Annotated in this window: 25 protein-coding genes; 15 read left to right on the plus strand and 10 right to left on the minus strand. The window is 47.0% G+C overall.

Annotated features, from left to right (window positions below; translation table 11 throughout):
• The first annotated feature begins 19 nt into the window (after positions 1 to 19).
• Positions 20 to 439, plus strand: coding sequence for an EamA family transporter (locus tag QT992_RS26485; protein WP_333317370.1), 420 nt, complete (start codon positions 20 to 22; stop codon positions 437 to 439).
• On the opposite strand, the gene QT992_RS26490 is transcribed toward QT992_RS26485, so the two are convergent.
• The 4 genes from QT992_RS26490 to apcA form a co-directional block, all read right to left on the minus strand.
• Positions 436 to 1,500, minus strand: a complete 1,065-nt coding sequence (locus tag QT992_RS26490) for a transposase (protein WP_333317372.1) — start codon at positions 1,498 to 1,500, stop codon at positions 436 to 438. The two genes, QT992_RS26485 and QT992_RS26490, sit on opposite strands and share 4 nt — an antisense overlap.
• A 397-nt stretch (positions 1,501 to 1,897) precedes the next feature.
• Complete coding sequence (locus QT992_RS26495) at positions 1,898 to 2,101, minus strand: phycobilisome linker polypeptide (RefSeq protein ID WP_006634929.1); 204 nt, start codon at positions 2,099 to 2,101, stop codon at positions 1,898 to 1,900.
• A gap of 322 nt (positions 2,102 to 2,423) precedes the next feature.
• Entirely contained in the window at positions 2,424 to 2,909 is a 486-nt protein-coding gene (gene apcB, locus QT992_RS26500) for an allophycocyanin subunit beta (RefSeq protein ID WP_006634930.1), read from the minus strand.
• A gap of 176 nt (positions 2,910 to 3,085) precedes the next feature.
• Positions 3,086 to 3,571 carry an allophycocyanin subunit alpha gene (gene apcA, locus QT992_RS26505; protein WP_333036136.1) on the minus strand — a complete coding sequence of 162 codons (486 nt, stop codon included), beginning with the start codon at positions 3,569 to 3,571 and terminating at the stop codon, positions 3,086 to 3,088.
• A gap of 1,057 nt (positions 3,572 to 4,628) precedes the next feature.
• On the opposite strand from apcA, the gene QT992_RS26510 reads away from it, so the two are divergent.
• Positions 4,629 to 5,831, plus strand: coding sequence for an FHA domain-containing protein (locus tag QT992_RS26510; RefSeq protein WP_333378115.1), 1,203 nt, complete (start codon positions 4,629 to 4,631; stop codon positions 5,829 to 5,831).
• Here the strand turns inward: QT992_RS26510 and QT992_RS26515 are convergent.
• Together QT992_RS26515 and QT992_RS26520 are read right to left on the minus strand one after the other, a co-directional pair.
• Positions 5,792 to 6,133 (minus strand): hypothetical protein, encoded by a 342-nt coding sequence (locus tag QT992_RS26515; protein WP_333378118.1) that lies wholly within the window; start codon positions 6,131 to 6,133, stop codon positions 5,792 to 5,794. The genes QT992_RS26510 and QT992_RS26515 overlap by 40 nt on opposite strands.
• A gap of 22 nt (positions 6,134 to 6,155) precedes the next feature.
• On the minus strand, positions 6,156 to 6,740 hold the full coding sequence (locus tag QT992_RS26520; protein ID WP_333378121.1) for an endonuclease dU: 585 nt from the start codon (positions 6,738 to 6,740) through the stop codon (positions 6,156 to 6,158).
• A gap of 100 nt (positions 6,741 to 6,840) precedes the next feature.
• Between QT992_RS26520 and glpK the strand changes: the two genes are divergently transcribed.
• From glpK to QT992_RS26560, 8 genes are all read left to right on the plus strand, one after another.
• Positions 6,841 to 8,328 carry a glycerol kinase GlpK gene (glpK, locus tag QT992_RS26525; protein ID WP_333340067.1) on the plus strand — a complete coding sequence of 496 codons (1,488 nt, stop codon included), beginning with the start codon at positions 6,841 to 6,843 and terminating at the stop codon, positions 8,326 to 8,328.
• Between the two features lie 74 nt (positions 8,329 to 8,402).
• Entirely contained in the window at positions 8,403 to 8,774 is a 372-nt protein-coding gene (locus QT992_RS26530; protein ID WP_333340069.1) for a c-type cytochrome, read from the plus strand.
• Positions 8,775 to 9,003: 229 nt separating this feature from the next.
• The gene (locus tag QT992_RS26535) at positions 9,004 to 9,504 is read left to right on the plus strand and encodes a DUF3122 domain-containing protein (RefSeq protein WP_333317382.1); all 501 of its coding nucleotides are present in this window, start codon (positions 9,004 to 9,006) and stop codon (positions 9,502 to 9,504) included.
• 325 nt (positions 9,505 to 9,829) lie between these two features.
• Positions 9,830 to 10,045 (plus strand): hypothetical protein, encoded by a 216-nt coding sequence (locus tag QT992_RS26540; RefSeq protein ID WP_333105299.1) that lies wholly within the window; start codon positions 9,830 to 9,832, stop codon positions 10,043 to 10,045.
• 379 nt (positions 10,046 to 10,424) lie between these two features.
• Positions 10,425 to 10,817, plus strand: a complete 393-nt coding sequence (gene rplU, locus QT992_RS26545; protein ID WP_333036112.1) for a 50S ribosomal protein L21 — start codon at positions 10,425 to 10,427, stop codon at positions 10,815 to 10,817.
• A 27-nt stretch (positions 10,818 to 10,844) separates the two neighbouring features.
• A complete protein-coding gene (rpmA, locus tag QT992_RS26550) occupies positions 10,845 to 11,144 on the plus strand; it encodes a 50S ribosomal protein L27 (RefSeq protein ID WP_190738131.1) in 300 nt (99 codons plus the stop codon).
• Positions 11,145 to 11,378: 234 nt separating this feature from the next.
• A complete protein-coding gene (locus QT992_RS26555) occupies positions 11,379 to 12,395 on the plus strand; it encodes an AAA family ATPase (RefSeq protein WP_333317384.1) in 1,017 nt (338 codons plus the stop codon).
• Positions 12,392 to 12,907: a hypothetical protein gene (locus QT992_RS26560; RefSeq protein WP_333281710.1), complete on the plus strand. Its 516-nt coding sequence runs from the start codon at positions 12,392 to 12,394 to the stop codon at positions 12,905 to 12,907. The genes QT992_RS26555 and QT992_RS26560 overlap by 4 nt, the downstream gene beginning before the upstream one ends.
• Positions 12,908 to 12,914: 7 nt before the next feature.
• On the opposite strand, the gene thiS is transcribed toward QT992_RS26560, so the two are convergent.
• Together thiS and QT992_RS26570 are read right to left on the minus strand one after the other, a co-directional pair.
• Entirely contained in the window at positions 12,915 to 13,127 is a 213-nt protein-coding gene (gene thiS, locus QT992_RS26565; RefSeq protein WP_333249719.1) for a sulfur carrier protein ThiS, read from the minus strand.
• Positions 13,128 to 13,224: 97 nt separating this feature from the next.
• Positions 13,225 to 14,307: a thiamine phosphate synthase gene (locus QT992_RS26570; protein ID WP_333317386.1), complete on the minus strand. Its 1,083-nt coding sequence runs from the start codon at positions 14,305 to 14,307 to the stop codon at positions 13,225 to 13,227.
• 213 nt (positions 14,308 to 14,520) lie between these two features.
• Between QT992_RS26570 and QT992_RS26575 the strand changes: the two genes are divergently transcribed.
• Both QT992_RS26575 and QT992_RS26580 read left to right on the plus strand, forming a co-directional pair.
• Positions 14,521 to 16,398, plus strand: a complete 1,878-nt coding sequence (locus tag QT992_RS26575; RefSeq protein WP_333378123.1) for a DUF1565 domain-containing protein — start codon at positions 14,521 to 14,523, stop codon at positions 16,396 to 16,398.
• An 85-nt stretch (positions 16,399 to 16,483) separates the two neighbouring features.
• Complete coding sequence (locus tag QT992_RS26580) at positions 16,484 to 16,606, plus strand: hypothetical protein (RefSeq protein ID WP_333378126.1); 123 nt, start codon at positions 16,484 to 16,486, stop codon at positions 16,604 to 16,606.
• Between the two features lie 519 nt (positions 16,607 to 17,125).
• Here QT992_RS26580 and QT992_RS26585 read toward each other — a convergent pair.
• Together QT992_RS26585 and iscB are read right to left on the minus strand one after the other, a co-directional pair.
• Positions 17,126 to 17,803, minus strand: a complete 678-nt coding sequence (locus QT992_RS26585) for a peptidoglycan-binding protein (RefSeq protein ID WP_333378128.1) — start codon at positions 17,801 to 17,803, stop codon at positions 17,126 to 17,128.
• Positions 17,804 to 17,849: 46 nt separating this feature from the next.
• On the minus strand, positions 17,850 to 19,136 hold the full coding sequence (iscB, locus tag QT992_RS26590; protein ID WP_333378131.1) for an RNA-guided endonuclease IscB: 1,287 nt from the start codon (positions 19,134 to 19,136) through the stop codon (positions 17,850 to 17,852).
• A gap of 462 nt (positions 19,137 to 19,598) precedes the next feature.
• Between iscB and QT992_RS26595 the strand changes: the two genes are divergently transcribed.
• The 3 genes from QT992_RS26595 (at position 19,599) to QT992_RS26605 (ending at position 26,028) form a co-directional block, all read left to right on the plus strand.
• Positions 19,599 to 21,512 carry an SdrD B-like domain-containing protein gene (locus QT992_RS26595; protein ID WP_333378134.1) on the plus strand — a complete coding sequence of 638 codons (1,914 nt, stop codon included), beginning with the start codon at positions 19,599 to 19,601 and terminating at the stop codon, positions 21,510 to 21,512.
• Between the two features lie 819 nt (positions 21,513 to 22,331).
• Positions 22,332 to 24,944: an SdrD B-like domain-containing protein gene (locus QT992_RS26600; protein WP_333317396.1), complete on the plus strand. Its 2,613-nt coding sequence runs from the start codon at positions 22,332 to 22,334 to the stop codon at positions 24,942 to 24,944.
• Positions 24,945 to 25,167: 223 nt separating this feature from the next.
• Entirely contained in the window at positions 25,168 to 26,028 is an 861-nt protein-coding gene (locus tag QT992_RS26605; protein ID WP_333340082.1) for an SDR family oxidoreductase, read from the plus strand.
• Positions 26,029 to 26,251 lie beyond the last annotated feature (223 nt).

A 26,251-nucleotide genomic window follows, 5' to 3' on the forward strand; every position in this document is an offset into this window, starting at 1 on the left:
TCAATAAACTCTAACAAAGATGGCTAAAGTACCAGATTGGTTAATTTACGCATTAATCTGTTCGCTATTATATGGTTTGTGGGGATTTTTTGGCAATTTAGCGACTAAATATATTGACTACAAAACTGCTTTTGTTTATGAAGCAATTGGCGCTATTTTAACTACTTTATTTATTATTATCAAAACTAATAATTTTAGTTTTGAGGGAGATGTTAGGGGAATTTTGTTTGCCATGTTAGTTGGCGTTGCTGGCACTGTGGCCTCATTAGTATTTTTTATAGCCCTTGGCAAAGGTGAAGTTGCCAATGTAGTGAGTGTTACGTCTATCTACCCGCTGATTACTATATTATTATCGTCTTTATTCTTGAAAGAGGCTATTACATTACCACAAATGCTTGCTGTTTTGTTAGCCATAATCGCAGTTATACTTTCTGCTTAGTAAATTACCCAGCACGCTCCCTGAGTACAGGTACAGTGTGGGCTTTCAATAGCCCTGAAATGATCTTGCACATTGCAAAACAATCTCGAACCTTCGGGCTTATTTACGAAAGCCCCAATAGCAGCAATATTCTTACTGCCGTTTAAGTCGGCATCACCTTTCCATCCACAATGACCACAAGCAAACTTTTTGCCGTTTCTATAAGATTCACCCTTTACAGGGTGAATATGATTGCATTTGTGGCACATTTGGCTAGTGTATCTAGGCTCAACAAACAAAATCTTTACGCTATGCTTTATAGCTTTGTAGATTAGGAATTGGCGCAACTGAAAGAAGGCCCAGCTATTGAATCGTCTCCGCTCTTTTTTCGAGCGTGGCTGCTGGTTTGTGCGCTCCCTAATTCCCGTCAAATCTTCCAAAGCGATAACTTGATTTTTGTTTTTAGCCTTAGTTACGACACGGTGACTGATAGTGTGGTTTACCAATGTCTGAAAACGCTTTTCCTTGCCCGACAACCGTTTCAACAATTCTCGACATCTACGCCGAGTGCTGCGCGTGCCTTTCGTGGCTTTTCGCTGGATATTTGCTCTCAACTTGGCATAATGATTTCTAACTTTGGTAATTTGTTTACCGCTAAATGTATCTCCATCAGAAGTAACTGCAATATCAGTCCTACCCAAGTCACAACCCAAAACTTGATTGCTGGGTGGAGGCTCGGCTGGCTGAGATTCAAGCTGAATATTAAGATAGTAACTGCCATTTTTGCGTTTGCACAAAGTAGCAGTCTTGGGGTTTTGACCTTCCAATAATCCAAGTTGGTAGTTCCCGATAGCCAGTGCAAACCTTTCCCTACCACCAGTAGTAGTCAGACTTACTGTCCAATCTTTTTCCCTAAAAGAAAAGATACGGGTATCGTAAGTGACGCTAGTAGGAGCAAATTTGTTAACAGGCTTCCCATCTTTTTTAGCTGTTTTTCTGTTGCCAGAAACCCGTCTAATAGCATGGATTGCTAGCTGCGCCGAAAGTCCAAACATCTCTCTGACATCGTGATATACCTGCATATTGCATCGCCAATTCATTTGTCAGGGTTGGCGGCACAGTTTGATTCACATATTCACAAGCATTCGCAAACGCCTGAAGGGTTGCATCAATTTTGATGGACTGCTCAGGCGTTACTTGGAGCTTGCAAGATAGTGTCAGGACTTGTTTCATGACAAGATTGTATTACGTATCGAAGAAATTCTGTTGTGTTTATAGATAATTTGTTCAGCTCTTGAGCCTCACGCGCATTCCTCCCGACACTCAACGGGGTACCGTTAGAGTGCGGGACTCCTGCTGTTTTAGTTGAAATATTTTTCAATGATTAAATTAACAACGCTGGACATTCTTTCTTCTGCTATAACAACAAAAAAGAGGTCATCGCGACCTCTTACCCCTCTACTAATCCAGCTTCGGCTCTTAAAGTAGGCCGGTATTAGCTCCGGGCTTACCGGTAGCCAGTTGTACTTTAATAATTCTGCCGCCCATTTTCATAATTCTTTGCTGTTCCCGGAACCAGTTGTCGTAAGGAACGAGCTTAGTAAAATAGGTATTTTGCAATTCGCGCTGAGTGCGGATGCGGGTTTGACTTGGGACGCAAGCAGTCACCTTAAACATTCTCATGGGAAACTAACTCCTGAGTAGGTTTACAGATTATTAGATGGATTTTTTAAAGATTGAAGGCAGGGAGTTAGGAGTCAAAACTAGCTCGTTAAAACTCATCGGGCTTTCTCGACAAGCCTTTGACGGTCTAGCAATCACTCTCAACTTCCCTGACCTCTTTTCAAAGCCAAAGGTAACAAGTCCAAAGTTAAAAGTTAAAAGTTAAAAGAGGCAAGAAATAAATCTTCTTCCTTCTTCCGACTTTCATCGGACTGAAATCTGTTACATCCGTTACAGAATCCGTTGCCGAACTTCCTTCTTCCTTCTTCCTTCTTCCTGAGTCTTAGCTCAAGCCAGAGCAGATGTAGTCGAAATAGACGCCCATTTCTTTACCAGCGTCTGAACCGACCAAACCGGCGGTGACTTCTTTCATTGCTTGGATTGCTTGTACGGTAGAACCGATGGGCACGCCCAAGGAGTTGTAGGTTTCTTTCAAACCGTTGAGCACGCGCTCATCGAGGATGGAAGGGTCGCCAGCTAGCATAGCGTAGGTGGCATAGCGCAGGTAGTAGTCCAAGTCGCGGATGCAAGCTGCATAACGACGAGTGGTGTACATATTGCCGCCGGGACGAGTTACATCAGAGTACAACAGAGACTTAGCAACTGCTTCTTTGACGATTGTGGCTGCATTAGCGCTGATGGCGGTAGCGGCGCGGACGCGCAGTTCGCCAGAAGCAAAGTAGTTCTTGAGCTTGTCTAGAGCGCTGATGTCGAGGTACTTACCTTGAACGTCAGAGGAATTGATAACGGCGGTAATTGCGTCTTGCATGGTTGTCTTGTTTCCTAGAAAGTGGCTGAGTCAGTCCAATTTTGGAGCTAGAATTTGGAATTTGGGATTTGGGATTTAAGATTTTTAAGTGGCTGGTTATTTGCAATAGCTTTTAACTTGTTGCCGGCAACCCCCAATTTTTCAATCTAAAATCGAAAACCTAAAATCAAAATTCCTTACTGCATCGCACCGATAACGTAGTCGAAGTAGGAGGAAGCTTCGGAAGCATCTTCTCCAGACAGCAGCGAGCTTGCTGCATTTTTCATAGCGCGAACGCCTTCGGCGACGGCTTCAATCGGGGTGCCGAGAGATTTGTACATTTCGCGGACGCCGACAATACCGATTTCTTCGATCGGAGTAATGTCGCCAGCTACGATTCCGTAGGTAATCAAACGCAGGTAGTAGTCCATGTCGCGCAAGCAAGTTGCGGTCATTTCTTCGCCGTAAGCGTTGCCGCCGGGAGAAACAATATCAGGGCGCTTTTGGAAAAGTTGGTCGCCTGCTTGCTTGACGATGCGTTCGCGGGATTCGCTCAAAATTTGGGCGATGCGGACGCGGCGTTCACCAGAGGTGACGAAGCTTTTGATCCGATCTAATTCACCTGGGCTCAAGTAGCGAGCTTCGGCGTCTGCGTTGACGATTGATTTGGTGACGATACTCATCTTGTGTGTACCCGCTGGATATTTTGCTATATGAACTGCTCTGCGCTGAGCTAGCGAAGGCGGGCGCTTGCGTCCCGTATCTTTCCTGCTCAGGCAGGAGCTTTGACGGGGAAGGCTGGACTTTCCACACTCAGCAACTGTTGAAGTTGTTGGCGGGTGACTGCCTTCGGTGCTTAACGGCGCTGGTTCTTCACGCCGGTGCGCTTGTGAGTGCTCGCACTAAGCCTGTCGCTTACAATACCATAAATGACTGATGCGATCTTTAATTTATGATCGAGATTGCAGCAGGCCACTTAGTGGCGATCGAGTGACTGTCGGGCAGTTAGTAAGGATATTGCTTCTCTGACACAACTACCTCTCGCAAGTATTTTGAGGCATTATGTTCACATTCTGAGTGTTACTGTAATAGTTTGTAACATTCCTTTTCATATTTGGGCCCTCGCTGGGGTCTGAGGAGTTAAAATTTCATAGTTAAAAAATTGCTAAAATTATCTGGCAGCAAGGGTTACAGGCGATAGAGCATTGAGCGGGAATTGTGACGGGCGAGGGCGCGAGGTTCAAAGGCTTGGCCCTGAGATGGAGGGAAGCGGGAGATGGGGGCAGACAGCGCGGAGACAGGGGCCAGATGTGCGATCGTCTCACATCTTGCACCATTCTCAATCAGTCTTGGACGGGCGGGCTCTCTTGCCCAAGGCGTGTCAACTTAAGGTAAAACCGATAGTCCGTCAGGGGTTGAAACCCCTGCCTCAAAGCGAAAGTCCTCTAAAAGAGGACTAATGAATGATTCAGTCCTCTTTTAGAGGACTTTCGCTATTAGACAGGGAATTCATTCCCTGGCGGGCTGCCGGGTGAGCGGGAGGACTGGCGGACTAAAAGCTTAAGTTGACACCAATGTTTCCTACCCAACCCCTACTACCCACAAGAACACTCACTCTTTGTGTTTGTGGAACAGGCCGGAAAGCCTGTTCTCGATAATAGTGCCAGATATAAGATAATCGGAAATCCTAACTTTCGAGCTTGTAGCTAGATTTGACTCTCACTTTAAATCTGGTGCGCCGTGAAAAGAAATCTATCAGCCCTTAAAAAAGCTTTACAGTTTGGCATTAGCGGTGCTGTCGGCGGTTTCGTCGGCAATCTCATCACCGAACCTTTCATGCAGGGGATCACTGGTTCGGAATCTGTTTTTGACAGTGTATTGTCCACAGCTCGGTGGTTTGGATTGGTAGGCGGTGGTATTGCTACGGCTATCATGTTCGGCTATTATTACTATATCAAAGGCAAGCCTCAAATTAAACAGGCTTTAAAAAATGGCGGATTGTTTGGTTTAATTGCAGGAGCCATTTCTGGGGCGATCGCCGAAGGTATTTACAGCGGAATTGGCGACGGAAACAACGAATTATTGCGAGTAATTTGCTGGGGAATAGCTGGCAGTTTGTTAGGACTGGGACTGGCACAGCGGATTCCTAATTTGGGGGCGCTTCGCGGCCTGGGAGGCGGCGGTGTTGGGGGTGTGTTGGGCGGCTGTTTGTTTATTCTATTTGCTTACAATCTCTCCGGTACGGCGGGCCGTTTAGCTGGCTGTGCTGCGATCGGTTTTTGGATTGGAATTATGCTAGTTGTAGCTGAAACTTTGTTCAACAAAGCTTGGCTAGTAATTAGTTACGATACGGGAGCAAATCGCACTCTCACTCTGGGTGCGGAACCAGTGACTTTTGGCAGTGATGAAAATTTGTCCATTATCTGCATTCCTAATGTTTCGCCCCTAGCAATGCGGTTTCAATTGGAAGCAGGTCAAATTGTTTGCGAGAATCTTGATAGCGGGGCGGTGAGTTATTTGCGATCGGGCGACCAAAAGAGAATCGGCAACTGTACAATTACAGTAGGAAACTCTGACTTGCCAGCCCCAACACCGACAAATCTTCCGCCTACCTTTATATCAGATCAGCCCGCAGTAAATTCTTTTACCAGCGGTCAATTTTCCCTGAAATTAGGAAGTCGAGTTATTCCTCTGAGTGCGGGAACTCAACTATTCACCTCTGACATACCGAGTTTAACAGCCGCAGCATCTAACGGGCTTGTAGCTATAGTCACTTCTCGATCGAGAAACGAGCTTTCGTTAGGATTGACCAATTTGTGCGATCGCGCTTGGTGGGCTACAGACATTCAAGGCGATATAAAAATGGTAGAACCTGAAACTACTCTGACTTTGGCGTTGGGAACTCAAATCGAATTCGGTGAATTAGAGGGCGAAATTGTGTAATTAAGCGAGTAGAAACTGAAATATTGCACCATTGTCAATAAACTTTTCATGGCCGGGCAGGATGCCCAGCCCACAATAAAATTTACTCTGTGTGGAACGGGCATCTTGCCCGTTCTTAACAGGATATCCGATCCACCCACAATAAAATTTCCTCTTTGTGGAACGGGCATCTTGCCCGTTCTTAACAGGATATCCGATCCACCCACAATAAAATTTACTCTGTGTGGAACGGGCATCTTGCCCGTTCTTAACAGGATATCCGATCCACCCACAATAAAATTTCCTCTTTGTGGAACAGGCATCTTGCCTGTTCTTAATCATAATTCAAGCAGAACTGCTGCTAACTCCATTAATTACAGCCGCACCAATCAAATGAGCCAAACGCAAAGCTTCAGGAACTTTCCCCGTGTCTGTCAAACGCTGAAGCACCCTCGCTATTACTTCCGGTTGTTCGCCACAAACTTGAAAAAAGAAAGGTTCAAAAGCGTGAATTTTCCCGGCGCGGCGCAACAATTCTAAACGGTATTCCGAGTCTGGTAAATGGCGGAGGGCTTTTTCAACAGCAGCTAAATCTGGTTGGCGGCGCATGACAGCAACACAAGGAATTTGCAGCCGCGATGCTAACTCAGGAAGGTCAATAATATTGAAGCCTCCGAAAGCAATTCCGTCAAGCAAAACGAGATGCAATTGCGGCAGAAATTTGCCTCCGAGGAGTAGCCCAGAAATAGCATCCGTGGCATCTAATCCGTCTGGGAGGACTTGTCCCCACACCATTCCTTCAAATCGAGTTACCCCGCAGACTATGCCCGCGATCGACACCAGACTGCCGCTTGTACGAGAAAACGGAGCGTCGTCAAAGCCAATAACCTTAATTGTGCGATCGAGCCTCAGCAAATCTGCCAGTTTCAACTTGTGGAGTTCCCTAAGCTAAAGTTTTTGACATTAATTTGACTTCTAGATATAGTATCATATCCCTTAAAGACCTCATTACTAAAAATATTTTAGACAATTGGCAAAAAAATACGTAGCAGCGATCGACCAAGGAACCACCAGCACCCGATTTATCGTATTCGATCGCCAGGGACAGATAATTTGCAGCAACCAACAAGAACACCAGCAAATCTATCCGCAACCAGGATGGGTGGAACACAATCCCGATGAAATTTGGCAGCGCACCCAAAGCGTGATTAAAAATGCCCTCGAAATCGGCAATATCGACCCCAAAGATATTGCTGCACTCGGTATTACCAACCAGCGCGAAACTACAATTGTTTGGGACAGAAACACGGGCAAACCTTACGGAAATGCCATTGTTTGGCAAGATACCCGCACTCGCTTTATTTGCGAGCAATTAGCAGAAGTTGATGGCAAAGATCGATTTCGAGAACGATGCGGTTTGCCGCTGACAACTTATTTCAGCGGGCCGAAAATTAAGTGGATGCTGGACAATATTCCAGGATTGCGGGAAGCGGCAAATCAAGGGGATGCGATTTTTGGCAATGTCGATACTTTTCTGATTTGGCGCCTGACTGGCGGCGCGCACATTACCGATGTTACCAACGCCAGCCGCACGATGCTGATGGATTTGCAAACCCTCGATTGGGATGCAGAAACTTTGGAAATAATGGCAATTCCCCGCCAGATGCTGCCAGAAATTCGCCCTTCGAGTCAAGTTTTTGGAATTGCAAAAGGATTGCTTGCAGGTGTTCCGATTGCTGCTGCTTTGGGCGATCAGCAAGCCGCCCTCGTCGGGCAAACTTGTTTCAGTCCGGGGGAGGCGAAAAATACTTACGGTACGGGCTGTTTTATGCTGCTCAATACCGGTGAGACGATCGTCCCTTCAAAGCAAGGGTTACTAACAACAGTCGCCTACAAGATGGGAGAATCGCCCGCTGTGTATGCTTTGGAAGGCAGTATTGCGATCGCCGGAGCTTTAGTGCAGTGGCTGCGCGACAATTTGGGCATCATCAACACATCTGCGGAAGTAGAAACATTAGCAAATACCGTCGAAGATAGCGGCGGAGTTTACGTTGTCCCGGCTTTTTCTGGACTCTACGCGCCGTATTGGAAAGACAGCGCGCGGGGAGTAATTGCAGGTTTAACTCGCTACGTGACTAAGGCACACATTGCCCGCGCCGCATTGGAAGCTACAGCGTGGCAAACGCGAGAAATATTGGATGCGATGAATCAGGATTCTGCTGTGCAGCTTTTGTCTTTAAAAGTAGACGGAGGAATGGTGGGAAATCACACGCTGATGCAGTTTCAGAGCGATGTTTTGGGAGTGCCTGTGGTGCGGCCTGTGGTAGCAGAAACTACTGCACTCGGTGCCGCTTATGCGGCCGGTTTGGCGGTGGGTTTTTGGAGCCAGCTAGCGGAATTGCGGGACAATTGGGCGGCGGATTGTACTTGGGAACCGAAAATGCCGATCGCACTTCGCGAGCAAAAATATCGCTTTTGGAAAAAAGCAGTTTCCCGCACATTCGACTGGGAAGAATGAATCGCTGAGTTAACCCCAAAATGCCTATTTAGTGATATCATTAAACCCAGCACTATTTTTCAACCTGCAAATAGATGATTTCGCTAAAAAAATTAAAACAAATTCTCACCGCCTTTCTATTGATACTGACACTGGCATTTGTAGAAATCGCCACTAATTCCCAAATCGCCTTCGCAGATACAGCTACAAATCCCACAACCGCAGCCGAAGTCTTCAGCGCCAACTGTGCAGGCTGTCACATCAACGGCGGCAACATTATCAGGCGCGGCAAAAACTTGAAACAAAAAGCCTTAAAAAAATACGGCATGGATTCCATCGCCAACATTTCCAACTTAGTAACCAACGGCAAAGGTATTATGCCCGCTTACAAAGATCGTTTGTCGGAACAACAAATTATCGATGTTTCAGCTTACGTGCTATCTCAAGCTGAAACCGATTGGAAATAAACCCGACTATGTACATTGTAAGACTAGGTTGAACGCCTAACTTCAGGAAACCAAGGCGAGGTATAATGTAGGGGCCGGTTTAGCGCGTAACTTTGTCATCGATGAATAATCTTTATACAAAACCTGCCTGCTTCTTGTCTTTTATTGTTCATCCCTCAATAATCTCAATACAAACCTGTTTTTTTATATCTTTGGATAAAAAATTGTCAATTCTCGGAGGTAGGGCAAGTTGAAAAAATATTATTGGTGGCGTCGAACTTTAACTATTATTAGCTTGTGCTTGTATCTAATCTTAGCTAGCAGCCCGCCCGCTTTCGCGTCGATTCATAAATATCCAGAAACTGCCGAAACAGTAATGTTCCGATCCGTACAAAGCCTGCGCGATACGGACGACAAAGCATGGCAAGTTGTTTTGTACAAGCGAGTCAAGTCGGGAGTTGTAAAGTCTTTAAATCTGAGATTAGTAGGATTTCCAGGAACAGAATTGCAGCACCCTGTTCCGCTGAAAGTTGCAGCGGGCAAGCGGGAAATGGGCAAGGCTAATGATATTTGGAACGAGTCGGGTTTGCCAATTAATGTCGGAGAATACGATTTCAAATCAATAATTACACAAGTGGAAAGTAATCGACCTTTGCTGTTGAATTTGCCCGTAAAAAATCTAAAAGAAACAGAATTGGTGGTTCCTCCTTTTGCTGTCAGAGAATGGCGGCTGTTGTTAGACAGAAACTAAATATACCGATTTAAGCGCACTCTAAATTTAAAATCGATACAATTTCCCCGGTCACAAATCGTTATGTTTAAATTATGCCTTAAGGTAGATTTAACATATTTGAATAATAATGTGGTCGGGCAAAAACTAAAGAGATCAATTTAATCGTACTCTACATTTAAAATCGCTAAAGTTTGATGGATGTATTAAAAATAACTTTATTTACATAGACCTTAAGGTAGATTTAACCTATTTTAAGGATAATTATGAAACAAACTAAAAGCTGAGTCAGTCGGGTGACAAAACTTCAGTGTTTTAACGTAGGTGTATTCAGGGTGAAGCTACTATGACTTTAATCAGTAAAATTGTCCGCAAAGCTTTGGCAACAGGTTACTTAACGGTTGAGGCCGAAGAACAGTTGCGACAGCAGTTGCAGATGACCAAGTATGGTTTAGAAGATTTTGACGCTTTTATTAATTTGCAGAAAGAGGTGATGGAAGGTAGGGTGAAACAACAAGCTTTGGAATTGTTACGATCGAGCAAATGTTCTGCGACTGCTTGAATCGAGTTCGATCGACCTTTTGGATCAATGGGATAAAAAATTTACAGCATCTTCTATTTTTATCCCTAACAGGGCTTACCCATTCAGACCGAAGAAACCGGGTTTTTTACCTAATCTCTGGCTGAAAACGAATAATTTTCGTAAAAAACCCGGTTTCTGACCACCCGTGCCTAAGTTTTACCTAATTAGAATTTTCCGGCGCGATCGAACTTGACAAAAATACCAAAATCGCGAATAATAGTAGATTGTCTGTCTAAATCCGGCTCGGATCAGGTTAAGACATTCCAAAAGCTGGAGAGCAGTCAGCCGTCAAAAGTCCACAACGACCAATGACCAATGACTCATCAGCTACCTGTACGGCAATCTCAACAACCATCCCATGACTTACGCAATCATTGAAACCGGCGGCAAACAATTTCGGGTAGAACCAGGCCGCTTCTACGACATCGAACTGCTTCACGTTGAAGCTGAATCCAAAGTCACCATAGACAAAGTATTTCTGATCCAGCACGAAGGCGAGGTTCATATCGGCCAGCCTTTACTAGAAAATGCCACTGTAGAAGGAACGGTTCTACGGCATTTCCGGGGCCGCAAAGTCCTCGTCTACAAGATGAAGCCGAAAAAGAAAACTCGGAAGAAAAAAGGGCACCGTCAAGAAACAACTCGCTTTATGATTGACTCGATTAGCGTCAACGGTACAGTCTTGGCCGCCAGAGACTTAACTCAAGCAGTTGTGGAAACTCCCCAAACCGCCGAAACTGATTCAGAATAAAACATAGTAAATACAGTTGAGGATATTATGGCCCACAAGAAAGGTACAGGCAGTACACGTAACGGACGCGATTCTAATTCTCAGCGTCTGGGTGTCAAAAAGTACGGCGGTCAGGTTGTCAAAGCTGGCAACATTTTGATCCGTCAACGCGGCACTAAAGTTCACCCTGGTAATAATGTTGGTATCGGCAGAGATGATACTCTGTTTGCCATGATTGACGGTGTGGTGACTTTTGAAAGAAAGGGCAAAACTCGCAAGAAAGTCAGCATTTATCCTGTGGTAGCAGCACCTGTGGCTGAACCCGTGGCTGAAGCTGTCGCAGTTTAATTGCGATATTTTGCGGCGTTCTTTAAGTCTCTTTTGTTTGTCTCAAAGTCTCGATCCCCCCTAGCCCCCCTTAATAAGGGGGGGACAAGATTTCCTCGTTCCTAGGCTATGCCTGGGAACGCATATCTAGAGGCTATGCCTCCTGATTCTCTATCTCAATATACCCAGATACCCGACTTCTTTAAGAAGTCGGGTATCTAAGGTTTGGTAGACAAGTTTTGTGAGAAATAACCGATGATAAACAGCCTTGAACTCAAGAACTTTGGACCTATCCATCAGTTCAAGTGCGAGAACTTAGGTAACATTAATTTGATTATCGGCGGCAATGGAACAGGTAAAACCATTCTCCTCAAAGCGCTTTACACTGCTATGCGAACCCTAGAAGAGTATAAACGGGGCAACGAACCACGCAATGCTTCCGAAATACTCGCAGACAAACTGTATTGGACTTTTGAGATAGAGAAAATCGGCGACCTTGTGAGCAAAGGAGCAGATGAACCACTATCTTTCAAGCTCAATTGTGATGGTCAAGATTTTTATTATAGATTTGGTAAAGACACCACGAAAAATATCCAAACTATAGAAAATCATGTTCCACCTCGAAGTAGTAATTCTATTTTTTTACCTACAAAAGAAGTTCTCTCCCTGCATCATATCATTCTACAATCCCGCGAACTGAGCAAGACCTTCGGTTTCGATGATACCTATCTCGATTTAGCACGAGCACTGCGCCAACCTCCTACAGGTGGCCGAAATTACCAGCAGTTTGCTATGTCCAGAAAGAACCTAAGCGAGATTCTAGAGGGAAAGGTTGAGTATGATGAAAATTTGGGGCGTTGGCAGTTCAAGAAGGGGAATCAAAAGTTCCCTATTGGCGTAACGGCAGAAGGTATTAAGAAGATTTCCATTCTTGACACCTTACTAGGGAACCGTTATCTTGACCAAAAATCGGTAATCTTCATCGATGAACCAGAATCAGCACTACATCCAGCCGCAATTTCAAAGTTTCTCGATATTATTGCCATGTTAGCTGAGTGTGGAATCCAGTTTTTCATGGCGAGTCACTCCTATTTTGTCATCAAAAAACTGTTTCTCATTGCACAGAAAAAGGATAGACTCTCAATTCCAATAATTTCTGTGAAAGATAATCGTTGGGAGCTCGCAAATCTCAGGGAAGGGTTGCCAGACAACCCAATTATCGACGAATCAATCCAGCTCTACAAAGAAGAGGTGGAGCTGGCATTGCAATGACGACTGAGCCAATTATTGAGTCTGGGATGACATTCGGCCCTTACCCAGAAGGAGATTGCTTCTACATTGAGAAAAGCGAAACTTATCAAAAAATCAAGGAAGGCGTGAAGATAGCGGAGTTCTTACTGCTCCATTCCCAAGATGACTCTATAGTATGGATTGTGGAGGCAAAGCAGAGTTCCCCACGTCCTGAAACTCAGCCGAATTTCGATGAATTTCTCCTCGAAATTCAAGAGAAGTTGACCAACGCGCTCACTTTAAGTGTGGCAACTTGCCTAAAGCGCCATTCTACCTATGAAGAATTGCCTAACTCCTTTCAAACCCTTGATCTGAAAAAAGCCAGTTTTCGCTTAATACTGGTGATCAAGGGACATCAAGAGGCATGGCTACCACCCCTACAGGATGCGCTCAAAAAAGCACTCAACCCTACAATCAAAACTTGGAATTTATCTGCGACTTCTGTGGTGGTGCTGAATGACACAATGGCTAGATTACAAGGATTGATTAGCTAATTTGTGGCTAGCCTCCTCCCACAATTGTCACAACTTCTAAGATGTCACCCTCTTGCATCTTTGTAGTTTCCCAAAATTGTTTGTGCAGAATTTCCCCGTTGTACTCCACAGCCACCAAGCGCGGGTTTAATCCCAATTGTTCTAGTAATTTTGGTAACGGTGTGTCGATCGCACAATTGCGGGTTTCTCCGTTAACTTGCAGCGCAATTTGATTTATCATAAGTAAAATATCAGTTTTCAGGGCGGGTTGGGTAACAAAATTATATTTTATGCACAGATTTCCTGTGCTAAACCCGCCCTACGAATCGCAAATAAACCTACCTTTTTCCGTGCAAAGCTTTCTGAGCTTTGAGATTCTGCATCCGAATCAACTGCGAGATGAAAAACTGCGTGACTAAAGTAGGCTGTTCTGCTTCCATAATCGCGCGTACTATCGCAACCCTTTGAGCTCCGGCATTCAATACTTCATCGAGGTTGTTGATATCAATTCCGCCGATCGCAAACCAGGGAATCGGTGACTTAGTAGCAGCATACCGCACATAGTCCAAACCTGCCGCCTGTTTATCAGGTTTAGTAGGAGTGGAGTAAACAGGCCCAACTCCAATATAGTCGGCTCCCGCGTCAACCGCTCGCTGCATTTCCTCGCCATTCGTAGTCGAACAACCGATGATCCGTCCCGGGCCGAGCAACTTGCGCGCTTCCGCCACAGGCAAATCTCCCTGCCCTAAGTGTACGCCGTCGGCATCCGCTGCGATCGCAAAATCCACGCGATCGTTCACAATCAGCAAAGCATCATAGCGGTGACAAAGTTCGCAAAGCTGGCGCGCATTAGCCAGCTTTACCCCGTCGTCTGAGGTTTTGTCGCGGTACTGCACCAAAGTCAGTCCGCCTTGCAAAGCAGCTTCCACAACTCCCAACAAGTTGTCTCTCGGCGAAGTTACAAGGTATAACTGCGATCGAAGTAACTGCTGGTAGCGCCGGTAAGCCAGCAAATCGCTTTCGAGAGTATAAACCCGATAGCGCATCTGCTTAAAAGCCGCGCCCATATTCCGATCGTAAATTTTGCCATACTCTTCGAGTACCCGCAGAGCTTCTTCCACCCGACAGAAATTCGCCTCCAGTAGCTGCTGAATGCTCGAACGCTGCTCTTCCTGCGGGTGAGTCAACTCCGTACCCGGATCGGCCGGCGTATCCCTAGCACTGCGAAGTTCTGCGACGTGCCAAGCAGCCAATTCTTGACGCAGTTGCTTGCACTCGCCAGCTAAATCAGCGCTGTTGAGACCAAACCTGCACCATTCTTCAATAATTCTCAACCCTTCGCGCGATCGATCTAAATTTGCATCTAAAATCCGGCAGAGGGCTGGCTGTGCCGGTAAAGTTCTGTTTTGTTTGTCGGTCATTCAGAACCACCCTAATTATAATTAATCGTACCAGTCAAACCGCTACATTGTCCCACGCTGTCAAGATTGTGGCAAAGCAGGCGGCTTAATTTTGGCATAAACCAATCTAAATTCGACAATAATTTTTTAAGTTTTGATGAAAACAAAGCATAATAGATCAAACTTGATGAGAGTGGAATCGTTAAACTGCATACCACACTTCGGAGGAGAGCCGTGAGGTTAGCAGAACAACACAAAAGATTAACAGAAGAAAACCCCAGCAGGCGGGTGAAATCAAAGTTCGATCGCGAAAACCCGACACCAAACTCGGGAAGCGGAACTCGAACCGCAAATCAGTGGGGTTTATTTATGCTCCTAAATTCTCAATATAGCGAGTGCAAAGAAAATCGATCGCAAAAATCTTGTTTGAGTTCTTGCCTTCTACTCGTCTTTGCGATGACCGCCTTTTGCAACCCTCAACCGTCAGTTATCGCTGCCGGGATACCCGGAGTGCAGCTACTTTCTCAGACGCTGGAGAGCGAGATTAACATACTGTACGTCAGCTCGATCGGCGGCAGCGACACAGGAGGCAACGGCAGCGATCGAGCTCCGTTCAAAACCCTAACCTACGCCTTAAGCGTCGCCCCGCCCAAAACAGCGATTTTGCTAGCGCCCGGTACTTACAGCGAGCAAACCGGCGAAAAATTTCCATTAATGCTCAGGCCCAGCGTAACAGTTCAGGGAAATCCCAACACTCGCGGTCAGAATATTGTCATCAAAGGCGGAGGATACTTTATCAGTCCGACTTCGGCGGGTCAAAATATTGCGATTTTAGGCGCAGATGGGGCGGGACTCAGCGGGGTGACGGTGACGAATACCAACTATCGCGGTTACGCTTTGTGGATCGAATCGAGTTCGCCGACGGTTGTCAACAATACTTTTTCTGGGAGCACTCACGACGGAATTTCGGTAGTGGGTACTTCCAGGCCGACGATTGGCGGGAATGTTTTCTCGAAAAATGGAGCTAACGGCATTACGATTTTTGGCACTTCCCAGCCGGAAGTTCGAGATAATGTGTTTGAAAACACGGGATTTGGGGTGAATGTAGCGCAGAACGCTTCGCCTTTGCTAATCGGTAACAAAATTACTCGCAATAAGGACGGCGTGGTGGTGCAAGCTAATGCTAGGCCGGTGCTGCGTAACAATTATATCGAGAGTAATCGGCGGGACGGAATTGTGGCGATATCGAGCTCTCTGCCGGATTTGGGAACTGCTGCCGAACCGGGGGGCAATGTCATTCGCAACAACGGTCAGTACGATGTGAACAATGCCGCCAAAGGTCAAGTAATCCCGGCTTACGGCAATCAATTGTTGAGAAACCGGACGACGGGATCGGTTGATGTGGCGGGAACTTTTACCCCTCCACCAATGGGGGGAAGTGCTTTGCAGCGTATAGCCGATCGACCTCCCAGCATCGGTGGCCCCGACACTTCTCTCCCTGTTTACACTCCCGGCCGGCTAAGCCCCAGAGTTGAAAGAGCGCCACTTCCCCCACCTGCGCCCGTTTCAAGGCGACCGGTGCAAAATCTCTCGGCACCGCCAAGCGCTCAGTTGCGGCAAGAGCTTTCTGGGAGGAATGCCGCTGCTTCATCGGTAGTCCCAGGGACGATCGCAATTCCTGTGCCCGATCCGAATTATCGATCGGTTTCGGAAATTTCGGTACAGCAACCAATTATTCCTCCCAATTTTGATAGTTCGAGTTCGGTTGCTTCCGAGGGTAGATTGCCGGTTCCGGGCCGCAACATTCCTATCGGAAGGGGCGGTTATGTACCTGCACCTTTAGGGGGGAATTCTTGGCCCGATGCCGCGGATAATTCGCCGTCATTCGATCGAGCCAGAGCTTTGGGTTTCCGGTATCGAGTTGTGGTGGATGCCAACAGTTGGGGCGATCGACAAAAAATGCAATCCCTCGTTCCCGGTGCTTTTCGCTCTTTTTCCAGCGGACGACCGGTGATCCAAGCCGGTGCTTTTCGGGAACGCGAAAAAGCTGAGGAATTGCTAGAAATGCTCAGCGCTAACGGTTTGAATGCTCGAATTGAAGAAATTAAATGAAATGGTCATTAGTCAGTAGTCATTAGTCAGTAGTCAGTAGTCAGTAGTCATTAGACCTCTTTCAAAAATAACTAGGACGGGCAAGATGCCCGTTCCACAAGAAAAAATGTTTTTTGTGGAACGGGCATCTTGCCCTTCCCAAATTTTATTAAAAGGACTTTTGCAAGAGTCTATTAGTTTGTCAACTGTAAACTATCAAAAATTTTAGGGCCTAGCATATCGGATGCCAGACCCTAAAATTTTTGTAAATTAAGTTGATTCAAGTGGGATTTTAGCTCTGCTGAGTTTCAGCAAACTACAACTAAGGTGGACTTTTTTGCAACTACTCTGGAGACGAGCTAGCTATCAGCGGAGTCTATTCAGACTTCTGTGTTTGACTGTTGTGCGATCGCAACTTTTGATTCATGCAATAGCCTCAAGCTATCTAACAAATATCGATCGCAATATCAACCTTTCTGTGCTAATAAGCTACACGGTTCAGGCGTTGCCTGCGAACTAGAGCCGATCGGGACAAATACTCTAATTCCAAATTTTTTATCCAAGTTTTTTGTGCTTCTTGGTTTTGCCCCTCATGTTTTTAAGTTAACACCAACTCCGCGCATAAAAACACTTTGTTTACCAAACTTGACACTTTTTGATGTGAAGAAATACTTCCAAAAGCGATTATTAACAATTTGTACGATCGCGCGATACCGCAACGTGCATAGCCGGCACTATTGGCTTGGTGTCAACGCAGCAGAGCTTCCCAAGTAGCGCGGCCGACAATGCCGTCTGCTGGCAGTTGATATTGTCGCTGAGCCGCCTTGACAGCAGCTTGAGTTTCCGGGCCAAACACGCCGTCAGCACTCACGCGCAAAAATCCCTTGGCCTGCAGCCGCTCTTGCAAATCTCTGACTGCCGGCCCCCGCATTCGTCTTCTCAAAACTGGAAAATTGGTTGGCTGCGCTTGGGGGTTAATCTCTGAGTTGTCGGCAGTTGCAGGATCGTTGGCGATGGGGTTTTCGATCGCACTCGGAGTCGCAGGAAACAGCCGGTTCCAAGTATCTTGACCGACTATGGCGTCGGGAGCCAGGCCTGCTGCTTCCTGGAACTGAGACACAGCTCTAGCGGTGCTTTGTGAGAAAATCCCGTCTACAGTGCCAGTATAAAAGCCCAACAATTGAAGAGCAGCTTGGAGTTCGATGACTTCCGAGCCGCGGCTGCCCAATTTGAGAGTGGGGCGGACGATCGCACCTGTTTGAGCGATCGGGCTGTTGCTGTTACTCTGTTCGGAGGTAGGTAGCTGTGCGACAGCAGGAGTAGGGGCGATCGAGCTCATTGCCAATAAACCGCACAAACTCCAGCCGAAGAGCAAACTGGGAACCTCGCGGGCTTCATTCCAGCTTGCTGTCAAGTTTTGGGACATTGGGAATTCGACCTCTAACTGTTTTCTTGGACATTTCACGACAATCTCATGCAAACGAGTAGTTATATCCATCGCTGCGATGAACAGGCTTAAGTTGATTCCGAGAAACGCTAATCACGCTATCGTTTACCCGAATATCAAAATTACCTTTGAACCTAGTGGTTTTAATTCTTTTGCATTTAACCCCTTGATGTTTTCCACCAATTACCGAAACAATGTCTCCAGTATTCCAGCCTGCGACCTTTTTCTTTGGTTTATACCCCGAACGCGGAAACCCATATTTGTCAGTCTGCACGACTTGACGACTTCCCCAGCCCATCGCCTTAATTAGCAACGGTTGATTGATAGTTAAAGTCAAACCTTGACTTACATCTCCACAACAAGCAGCATCGATCCAATGAGCCTTTGGGAACTTCAAATTAGTCCGATTGAACTTCGTCAAAGAACCGCGTCCTACATAAATAGGTTCAATCGCTGTAGCCTTCAGAGCTTGGAACCAAGCGGACTTGGTTGCGTTAACTGCTGCTGCGTCCTTCAATGGTGCTTTAGCTTGACTCATTATTTTCTTAAGAACTTCGGGCTTTTTCTTAAGAAAATCCTTAATATCTTGAGTCCCCTTTTTGAGGTGGCATTTTTCACAAGCTAAGCAAAGATTAGAAACACGATTAGTGCCACCTTTGGCGCGTGGATTAATATGCTCAACTTGCAATGGTAAATTTTCATTACCGCAGTAAGCACACTTCCGATTCCACTTTTCTTTCAGGTATTCTCTAACCTCGTAACCTTGCAATTCCCCTTGTTGATATTCAACGCCGGAAATCTCTGGATTTTGCATTTTTTGAGTGTCAAAGTTTACCAACTCGAAAGCAATTGATTGGATAGGTGCTAGTTTACGAAGGCGAGAAACCCACGTCATAGTCGTTAACACTCGGTGCTGCAAGCTCGGAGGCAACCAGCCTTTCGGACGAGTGCGATTTAAGAATCTCGCTTTTCGATAACGAGTTTTGCGGTTACCGCGGGTGCGCCGGACGCCCCGACGGGTTTCAAGTCGAGACTTGATAGCTTGACCCCGATGAGTGACTTGGGCGCCCCAAATGACTTGGATTCCCTGAACCAAAGCTATGCCAGCAGTCTTGCTACCAGGGTCGATGCGGATTTCAATTGGTTCTGGTAGATCGTTGACCGATTTTCCCAGAATAATTGTAAACGGGTACAATCTAAAAACCTTTGCTTTGCCTGCATTCAATAGCTTTCTAGCTATCACTGGCAGGCACGGAGTTAGAGGTTTTTTGTCAGCGTCAAGTACGAATACTTGATTGGGGGTTTTAGACATGGTTGCGTCTATTCCTAATTAGTAAAGGTTGCCTCGGCATAGTTATTAGGCGGTACTTTCTCCACAGCACTGGCTTTACAAATCCTTGCCTGTTTAACTGCGGAGTTATAGTGCTTGGGGCTGGCACGTACTCCAAGGTATGAACTTTAACGCTCCCTAATAACGAAAGCCTGGACTTACTTAGCTATTTCAGGATTTCTCCAGAAATGTCTAGGATTTTAGTAAGTCTGCAAAACTGGTAGCGATCGTACATCAAATCTGGAAAAAATTTACGCATCGGCCAAACAGGGCATTGGGCATGGGGCATGGGGCATGGGGCATTGGGCATTGGACATTTCTGATTCCCCTCCCTTCCCTTTCCTAAAAATAATTTATCCCCTGAAATAGCTGCAATTGGCAAAAAAACTGCTAGATTGCCCTACAGAAAACATTGAACCGCGTTCATTGGGCCCCAGCAACACCATGTCCGAATTCAGAACCGCCAGCCAAATAGACATCGGCAACGTCAACATCGGGAACTTCCAAGTCGGCAGCATCAGCGGCACCAAATACAACGATTTTAACGCCAACGGCCGCCCAGATCCCGGAGAAGTTCCAATTCCCAACTGGCAAATCTACCTCGACCTCAACAACAACGGCCAGCCTGAGTTTAACGAACCTTCCACCCTCACAAACGCGCAAGGCAACTACATCTTCGCCAACCTGCCGCCGGGAACTTACCAAGTTAGGGAAGTCCAGCAGCCGAACTTTCGCCAAACTACGCCAAATCCCGCACCCATCACAATTACCAGCGGCACAAACGCTGGCAATATCAATTTTGGCAACAACTTTAACGCAGGGACGATCGCAGGCACAAAATTCAACGACATCAACAACAACAGCAGCCGAGATCCTGGGGAACAAGGGCTAGCTAACTGGCAAATTTACCTCGACCTCAACGGCAACAACAGGCTCGACGGCGGCGAACCTTTTACTTTTACAAACGTTCAAGGCAATTACGCTTTTGTCAATATTCCCGCAAATACATATTTGGTCAGAGAAGTCCAGCAACCGGGTTTTCGCCAAACCACGCCTGACCCCGGCCCGGTTAACGTTACTTCCAATGCCACTGTCAACAACATCAATTTTGGCAATGTCTTTTTTGTTGGCAGCATCAGCGGCTTCAAGTTCAACGACCTCAATGCCAACAGCGTCAGAGACGCGACAGACCCGCCTCTGACCAACTGGCAAATTTACCTCGACCTCAACGGCAACGGCAGCCTTGACCCGGGCGAACCCAACACCATCACAAACCCGCAAGGCAACTACACTTTTGCCAATGTTTCTCCCGGCCGATATTTGGTGAGGGAAGTCCCGCAACCCGGATGGGTACAGACTACGCCAAATCCAGGCCCGATCGACATCATCGGCAATACCAACGCTGTCGGCGTCAATTTCGGCAACAATTTTCCTACCGGCAGCATCAGCGGCTTCAAGTTCAACGACCTCAACGGTAACGGTATCAACGAACCGACGGAACCGAGAGTTGCCAACTGGCCGATTTACCTTGATTTCAACAACAACGGCGGCCGAGAGCCCAACGAACCTTCGACTTTAACAAACCCCCAAGGTAATTTCTCTTTTATCAATTTGCCTCCAGGGATCTATGTGGTGAGGGAAGTCCCGCAGCCCGGTTTTCGACAAACCACGCCAAATCCGACTCCGATCGCCGTGGGTAACGGCACAAATGCCACTAATCTCAGCTTTGGTAACGTGTTGGTGACTGGCACGATCAGCGGTGTGAAATTTAACGATTTTAACGCCAACGGCCGCCTAGATCCGGGCGAACCGCCGATCGCCAATACTCAAATTTACATCGACCTCAACAACAACAGCAGTTTAGATCCGGGCGAAGCGAGTACCTTAAGTGACGTTCAGGGCAATTACAGTTTCCGTAACGTTCCTGTAGGTAGTTATGTTGTCCGCGAAGTTCCGCCGCCCGGTTTCATTCCAACGACTCCGCCTGCGCTGGTTGTGGTCTCGGCAGAGATTCGGGCTAGCAGCATTGATTTGGTGACGGGAGAGGCTGACGGTAGGTCGGCTAAATCCTTGGGCGACCCGCTGACGGATGCCAGTAACTATGCGGGCGAACCGGCGGGCAATATGGGGGCCGATAGCTTGCTTTTGAGCCAGTGTCGTGATAGTGATCGAATTAGTAAATTTTTGAGTGATGGATTTTTTGCAAATTTAGGCAATACTCCTAACTTTGGGCAACAGTATGTCGGTTTGGATACTCACGCACAAATCGGTGAATTTGTCAAGAAAAATGAATTAATAAAAGGGGCGATCGGGAACTCGGTCAGCAGTATGGGTGCGAGAGATTTCGGGGTTATGTAGCAATACGCTTGGGTGAAGCCCGATCCCCCCTAGCCCCCCTTCTTAAGGGGGGGACAAGAGTCTTCTCAAAGTCAACCCCTACTCCCCTTCTTAAGGGGGATGCGAGGGGGATCTGCGAGGAATAAAGAGTGTTAACCCAAGCGTATTGGGTTATGTAGGGTGACACATTCGCTCGATCGCCCGGAGTCCCAAACCGCAGATAAAAATAACGAAGAGGTGAAAGGGCGATCGCGTGATACCCTATTGTTGGCAACCTCCAACACTCAAGCCTAAGTTCCGGCAACTCCGAAGCTGGCTTGTATATTGGTTGCAAGATTCAGAGGCAGTAGCATCTCTGTGAGTGAGAAACTATCAGGTAATTCCCCCAAACCCGATCGGCGTATTTCCAGTCAGGGCAAGCCATAATCAAGTCCGGTAGCTCGATCGATGCTGGGATATCTGTCATTGGCAATCCCAGAGGAGGCGATCGTCTAGGACAGCGAACCAGGACGAACAAGAACAATGCAGCCGGACTTGATACCAGGGGGGAGAAGTCAGTCTTAGGCTTTTTAAAGCTCGAAACCGCAAGTATGTCCGGACAGAGAAGGCGTGCAAATCCTGAAGATGTTGCCCTCAAATTGCCAGGGTTCTTCAAAACCTGATATACTTGCCAGCGACAAAGCTTGAGGCATTGTTGTGTGAGATGGGAACATTACCTCAAGTACAGACGTATGTAAAATCGAGTAGCGGTTGTCAGCTATTAGTAAAAACTACTCAGCAAGTTACAACCCATACAGTAGTCTGTAATTTACGTGGATTTAGGTGTGAAGGAGAGAAATCATGGCAGATTTAGATTTTATTAACGAAGAGCAATTGCTCACAGCCAGTCAACTACAGCCTGTTGTGGTTGGGAATGCTGGCCCGGCAATTTTAGGCATCAAGTTCAATGACCTGAACCGAGATGGGGTCAGACAGCCCAACGAACCAGGTCTTCGGGATATCCCCATCCTCCTCGAATCAGCAACAAGCAGCAACGGTGTATTTAATGCTGGTACTGGCGAAGTCTTAACCACGACGGACGCTAACGGCGCGTTCTCATTCATAAATCTTGCCCCTGGCAATTACGTACTCACCGAAACGGTACTACCTGCTGGTTTCACCGCTACTACTCCCAACCCCCTGGCTGTCACTCTCGGCAACCGAAATGTCAACGTTTTCTTTGGCAACGCGGGAGTTCCACCAGTTACAGGCAGTCGTATCGTAGGATGCAAATACTTAGACATAGATGGCGACGGCTTCCGAGATGGGAATGAACCGGGGATTAAAAATGTCAGGATATATATTGATTCAAATGGCAACGGTCAACGCGATGCAGGGGAACAGAACACTTTAACAGACAAAAATGGTGGATGGTCGTTCAACGTATTACCCGGAAGCTACAAGATTCGGGAAGAACGGATCAGACGACAGATTAGTTCTGTTACCGGACTAGAAGTTAATGCTACGGATGCAGAACCCTTAGAAACACAAGATTTTCCCCAAAGCACTCCCCCCGGCAACGTTCCGGTACTCGACGTGACGGTAGCAGCAGGTCAAACCTTTGCCTGCGCTCAAGTTGGCGATACTCCGCTCTATCAAATTGAAGTTAACAAATTTCGCGACATAGACCGCAACGGCTTGCGAAATGTGGTTAGTGGAGTATTGGAACCCCCCATTGCCCGAGTACCGTTTATTTTAGATGTGAACGGGAACGGTCGCTGGGATGGAGCAGGCTCCGAACCGATAGCCATCACAGATGCGAACGGAGTAGTTACCTTCAAGGATTTGCGAGCTGGCAATTACAGAGTGTTGGAAATTTTTCCAGGTGTACTGCCTGCAGAAGTAGGTGGCGGTGCCCCAGGAAACCTGAATGCTCCAGTAGCAACCACTCCAAACCCCGCTCTGGTTTCGGCACCAGGGCCACAGGCGCGATTCCAGGGTACCATCAGCAGAGAGCAACCGCTGTTAGTAGCAGACTCAACCTACACGCTGAAACCAAACGACCCTAAATTCGTAGACACCAACCGCGACGGCGTTCAACAAGCAGGTGAAAGAGCGATCGCGACCACTGGTGAGCGGCCGATTTTTGCAGCGCCAGTTACAACTTTACCAGCGCGGAACCCATCGCCATCACTTACCTTTTCTCCGGTTGGAGCTACTCAGGGTATTGGCAATAATGCAGGTGTGGGCAACACTCTACCACTCATCAATGTCTTCAAATACAACGACTTGAATGCCAACGGTCGCTTTGAACCAAATCAGGGTGAAGCGCCAATTAGGGGTATCACTGTCTTCCTGGACACCAACAATAACGGGACTCCCGACACTGGCGAACAGCAACTGAGCACAAATGAGCAGGGAAGAGCTGCCTTTACCAACTTGGCACCGGGCAACTATGTCGTCCGAGAAGTGGTACCGCCGAATTTCTCGCCTTCTACTCCAGATCGCGTTGATGTTACCCTGAACACTCAGGACGCCAACGTTACCTTTGCCAACACACCCAACAGCAACATCACCGGTTGCAAGTTTGAGGACTTTAACCTGAACGGTTATCGAGATGGCAATGAACCAGCTATTGCTGGTGTCACCATTGCTATCGATACCAATGGTGACGGTGTGTTGCAAGCAACAGAGCCCACTTCTATTACCGATCAGTTTGGTCGTTTTGCATTCAACAATTTGCGCCCTGGCAATTACAGCGTTCGGGAAGTATTACCTTCGGGCTTCTTCAAAACGACTCAACCGCTGGATATTGTTCTCGGTGCGAATCAAACCTTTACTTGCGCTTTGGTGGGTAACTCTCGCCGTTATGACCTCTTGGTTCCTAAATTCCGAGATGACGACCGCAACGGTATACGCAACGGAAACGAACCGCCCCTTGCCGATGTACCCTTCACTTTGGATTTCAACGGCAACGGTCGCTACGATGCTGCAACAGAACCGCTGGTGAGAACTGATGCTGCTGGTATTGCTCGGTTTAATAATTTGTCTCCAGCCAGCTACTCGGTTTTGGAAGTCTTCAATACTCCGGGCGTTACCAACAATTTCCCGATCCCAACTGGCCCCAACCCGGTTAGCTTTGACGTGCCGGGCCCTAACACAGTGCCTACGACATCTGTGGCGACCCCAGACCCATCGGGAATAGTAAGACTAAGTAGCCTCGATCCGGTGACTGGTGAATCTCAGAACCTGGAAACTGCACCCGATCCTCTGAATAACCCCGACCCTTCACTCAATGCTACGGTTAAGGCCAGCAGCATTGATACCAGCTTGATCGTACCTGGAAATGCAGGTATTAAGTTTGTTGAGGACATGAGCTTGAGCGGCATCGCGAGTGCAGTGACTGTATTGTTGCCTGAAGATAAGAAGGATTTACTGTTAGGTGTTCCTGCTACTCCTCCGACTGGTTTCTAATGTTAAGTTGAGTCTGTAGTGTGAGACTCAGCAATTAGCAGCTAAGTTGCTTAAACAGCACGTCAAATTATGTTTTGGCGTGCTTTTTACTGTTGTGACAATCTTAACAACTGGTTTCGATCGCCCGAACTGTCTTTAGTGGTAGGGAACGATCGGCAAAAAGACCGATTCCCCGCCTCAATAAAACCTTTATTTATAGAGGTAGAACTTAGAGGAATGTGTTATGCCAACTCAACAACAAACCAATCCGGCTCAACATCAAGAACAGCAACCCGGTATTGAATCCGAGATGACCCCGCAACCTCAATCCTTCGCGGAGGGATATCGCGGTAGCGACAAATTGCGGGACAAAGTAGCCTTAATTACTGGCGGAGACAGCGGTATCGGGCGTGCAGTGGCGATCGCCTTTGCCAAGGAAGGCGCTAACGTGGTCATCAGCTATCTTAACGAAGATGATGATGCCAAAAAAACCAAAGAGGCGATCGAACAACAAGGCCGCCGCTGTATTGCGATCGCCGGCGACATCGGCGATGAAAGCCTCTGTCAAAACCTTGTAGAACAAACAGTTAAAGAATTTGGCCGCCTCGACATCCTCGTCAACAACGCCGCCGAACAACATCCCCAAGAAAGCATCGAAAACATCACCGCCGAACAATTAGAGCGCACCTTCCGCACCAACATTTTCTCAATGTTTTACCTGACAAAAGCCGCTCTCAAACACCTCAAAGAAGGAAGTGCAATTATCAACACTACCTCTGTCACCGCTTACAAAGGCAATCAACAATTGCTAGATTACTCCTCCACAAAAGGAGCAATTGTTGCCTTTACTCGCTCCTTGTCTCAAAGTTTAGCTGAGAAAGGAATTCGCGTCAACGGAGTCGCCCCCGGCCCGATTTGGACGCCTCTAATTCCCTCGACTTTCCCCGAAGAAAAAGTGGAGAAATTTGGTGCAGACACGCCCTTGGGACGCGTCGGTCAACCCGATGAAGTGGCTCCCAGTTACGTGTTTTTAGCTTCACAAGATTCGTCTTACATGACTGGTCAAATTTTGCATCCCAACGGAGGATCGGTGATTAACGGCTAAAATCTTTCTTCTTGCTCCCAATGCTCGTAGGGGCGGGTTTTACCGAAAATCTTTGATAAAATTCATAATATAAATAAACCCGCCCTCTCCACAACTCGGGGGGCGGGTTTATTTATATTATGAATTACCCGAAATATCTTTCGTGAAACCCGCCCCTTGTATCTTAAAGGAGTCAGTAGATCGCCACGTCATGGATTCGATCGAGCCGACTTTCAGGCGATCG

Origin of the sequence: Microcoleus sp. T3_D1, assembly GCF_036700405.1 — a bacterium.
Classification (GTDB): domain Bacteria; phylum Cyanobacteriota; class Cyanobacteriia; order Cyanobacteriales; family Microcoleaceae; genus Microcoleus.

Excerpts from the sequence above, each read along its gene's own strand:
- apcB (WP_006634930.1), bottom strand. The coding sequence starts at position 2,909 with ATGCAAGACGCAATTACCGCCGTTATCAATTCCTCTGACGTTCAAGGT.
- QT992_RS26580 (WP_333378126.1), top strand. The coding sequence starts at position 16,484 with ATGCCCGTTCCACAAGAAAAAATGTTTTTTGTGGAACGGGCATCTTGC.
- QT992_RS26605 (WP_333340082.1), top strand. The coding sequence starts at position 25,168 with ATGCCAACTCAACAACAAACCAATCCGGCTCAACATCAAGAACAGCAA.
- iscB (WP_333378131.1), bottom strand. The coding sequence starts at position 19,136 with ATGTCTAAAACCCCCAATCAAGTATTCGTACTTGACGCTGACAAAAAA.
- QT992_RS26495 (WP_006634929.1), bottom strand. The coding sequence starts at position 2,101 with ATGAGAATGTTTAAGGTGACTGCTTGCGTCCCAAGTCAAACCCGCATC.
- QT992_RS26555 (WP_333317384.1), top strand. The coding sequence starts at position 11,379 with ATGATAAACAGCCTTGAACTCAAGAACTTTGGACCTATCCATCAGTTC.
- QT992_RS26515 (WP_333378118.1), bottom strand. The coding sequence starts at position 6,133 with ATGCCTGTTCCACAAAGAGGAAATTTTATTGTGGGTGGATCGGATATC.
- QT992_RS26540 (WP_333105299.1), top strand. The coding sequence starts at position 9,830 with ATGACTTTAATCAGTAAAATTGTCCGCAAAGCTTTGGCAACAGGTTAC.
- QT992_RS26530 (WP_333340069.1), top strand. The coding sequence starts at position 8,403 with ATGATTTCGCTAAAAAAATTAAAACAAATTCTCACCGCCTTTCTATTG.
- QT992_RS26570 (WP_333317386.1), bottom strand. The coding sequence starts at position 14,307 with ATGACCGACAAACAAAACAGAACTTTACCGGCACAGCCAGCCCTCTGC.
- QT992_RS26595 (WP_333378134.1), top strand. The coding sequence starts at position 19,599 with ATGTCCGAATTCAGAACCGCCAGCCAAATAGACATCGGCAACGTCAAC.
- rpmA (WP_190738131.1), top strand. The coding sequence starts at position 10,845 with ATGGCCCACAAGAAAGGTACAGGCAGTACACGTAACGGACGCGATTCT.
- rplU (WP_333036112.1), top strand. The coding sequence starts at position 10,425 with ATGACTTACGCAATCATTGAAACCGGCGGCAAACAATTTCGGGTAGAA.
- thiS (WP_333249719.1), bottom strand. The coding sequence starts at position 13,127 with ATGATAAATCAAATTGCGCTGCAAGTTAACGGAGAAACCCGCAATTGT.
- QT992_RS26600 (WP_333317396.1), top strand. The coding sequence starts at position 22,332 with ATGGCAGATTTAGATTTTATTAACGAAGAGCAATTGCTCACAGCCAGT.
- QT992_RS26490 (WP_333317372.1), bottom strand. The coding sequence starts at position 1,500 with ATGCAGGTATATCACGATGTCAGAGAGATGTTTGGACTTTCGGCGCAG.
- QT992_RS26585 (WP_333378128.1), bottom strand. The coding sequence starts at position 17,803 with ATGTCCCAAAACTTGACAGCAAGCTGGAATGAAGCCCGCGAGGTTCCC.
- QT992_RS26485 (WP_333317370.1), top strand. The coding sequence starts at position 20 with ATGGCTAAAGTACCAGATTGGTTAATTTACGCATTAATCTGTTCGCTA.
- apcA (WP_333036136.1), bottom strand. The coding sequence starts at position 3,571 with ATGAGTATCGTCACCAAATCAATCGTCAACGCAGACGCCGAAGCTCGC.
- QT992_RS26560 (WP_333281710.1), top strand. The coding sequence starts at position 12,392 with ATGACGACTGAGCCAATTATTGAGTCTGGGATGACATTCGGCCCTTAC.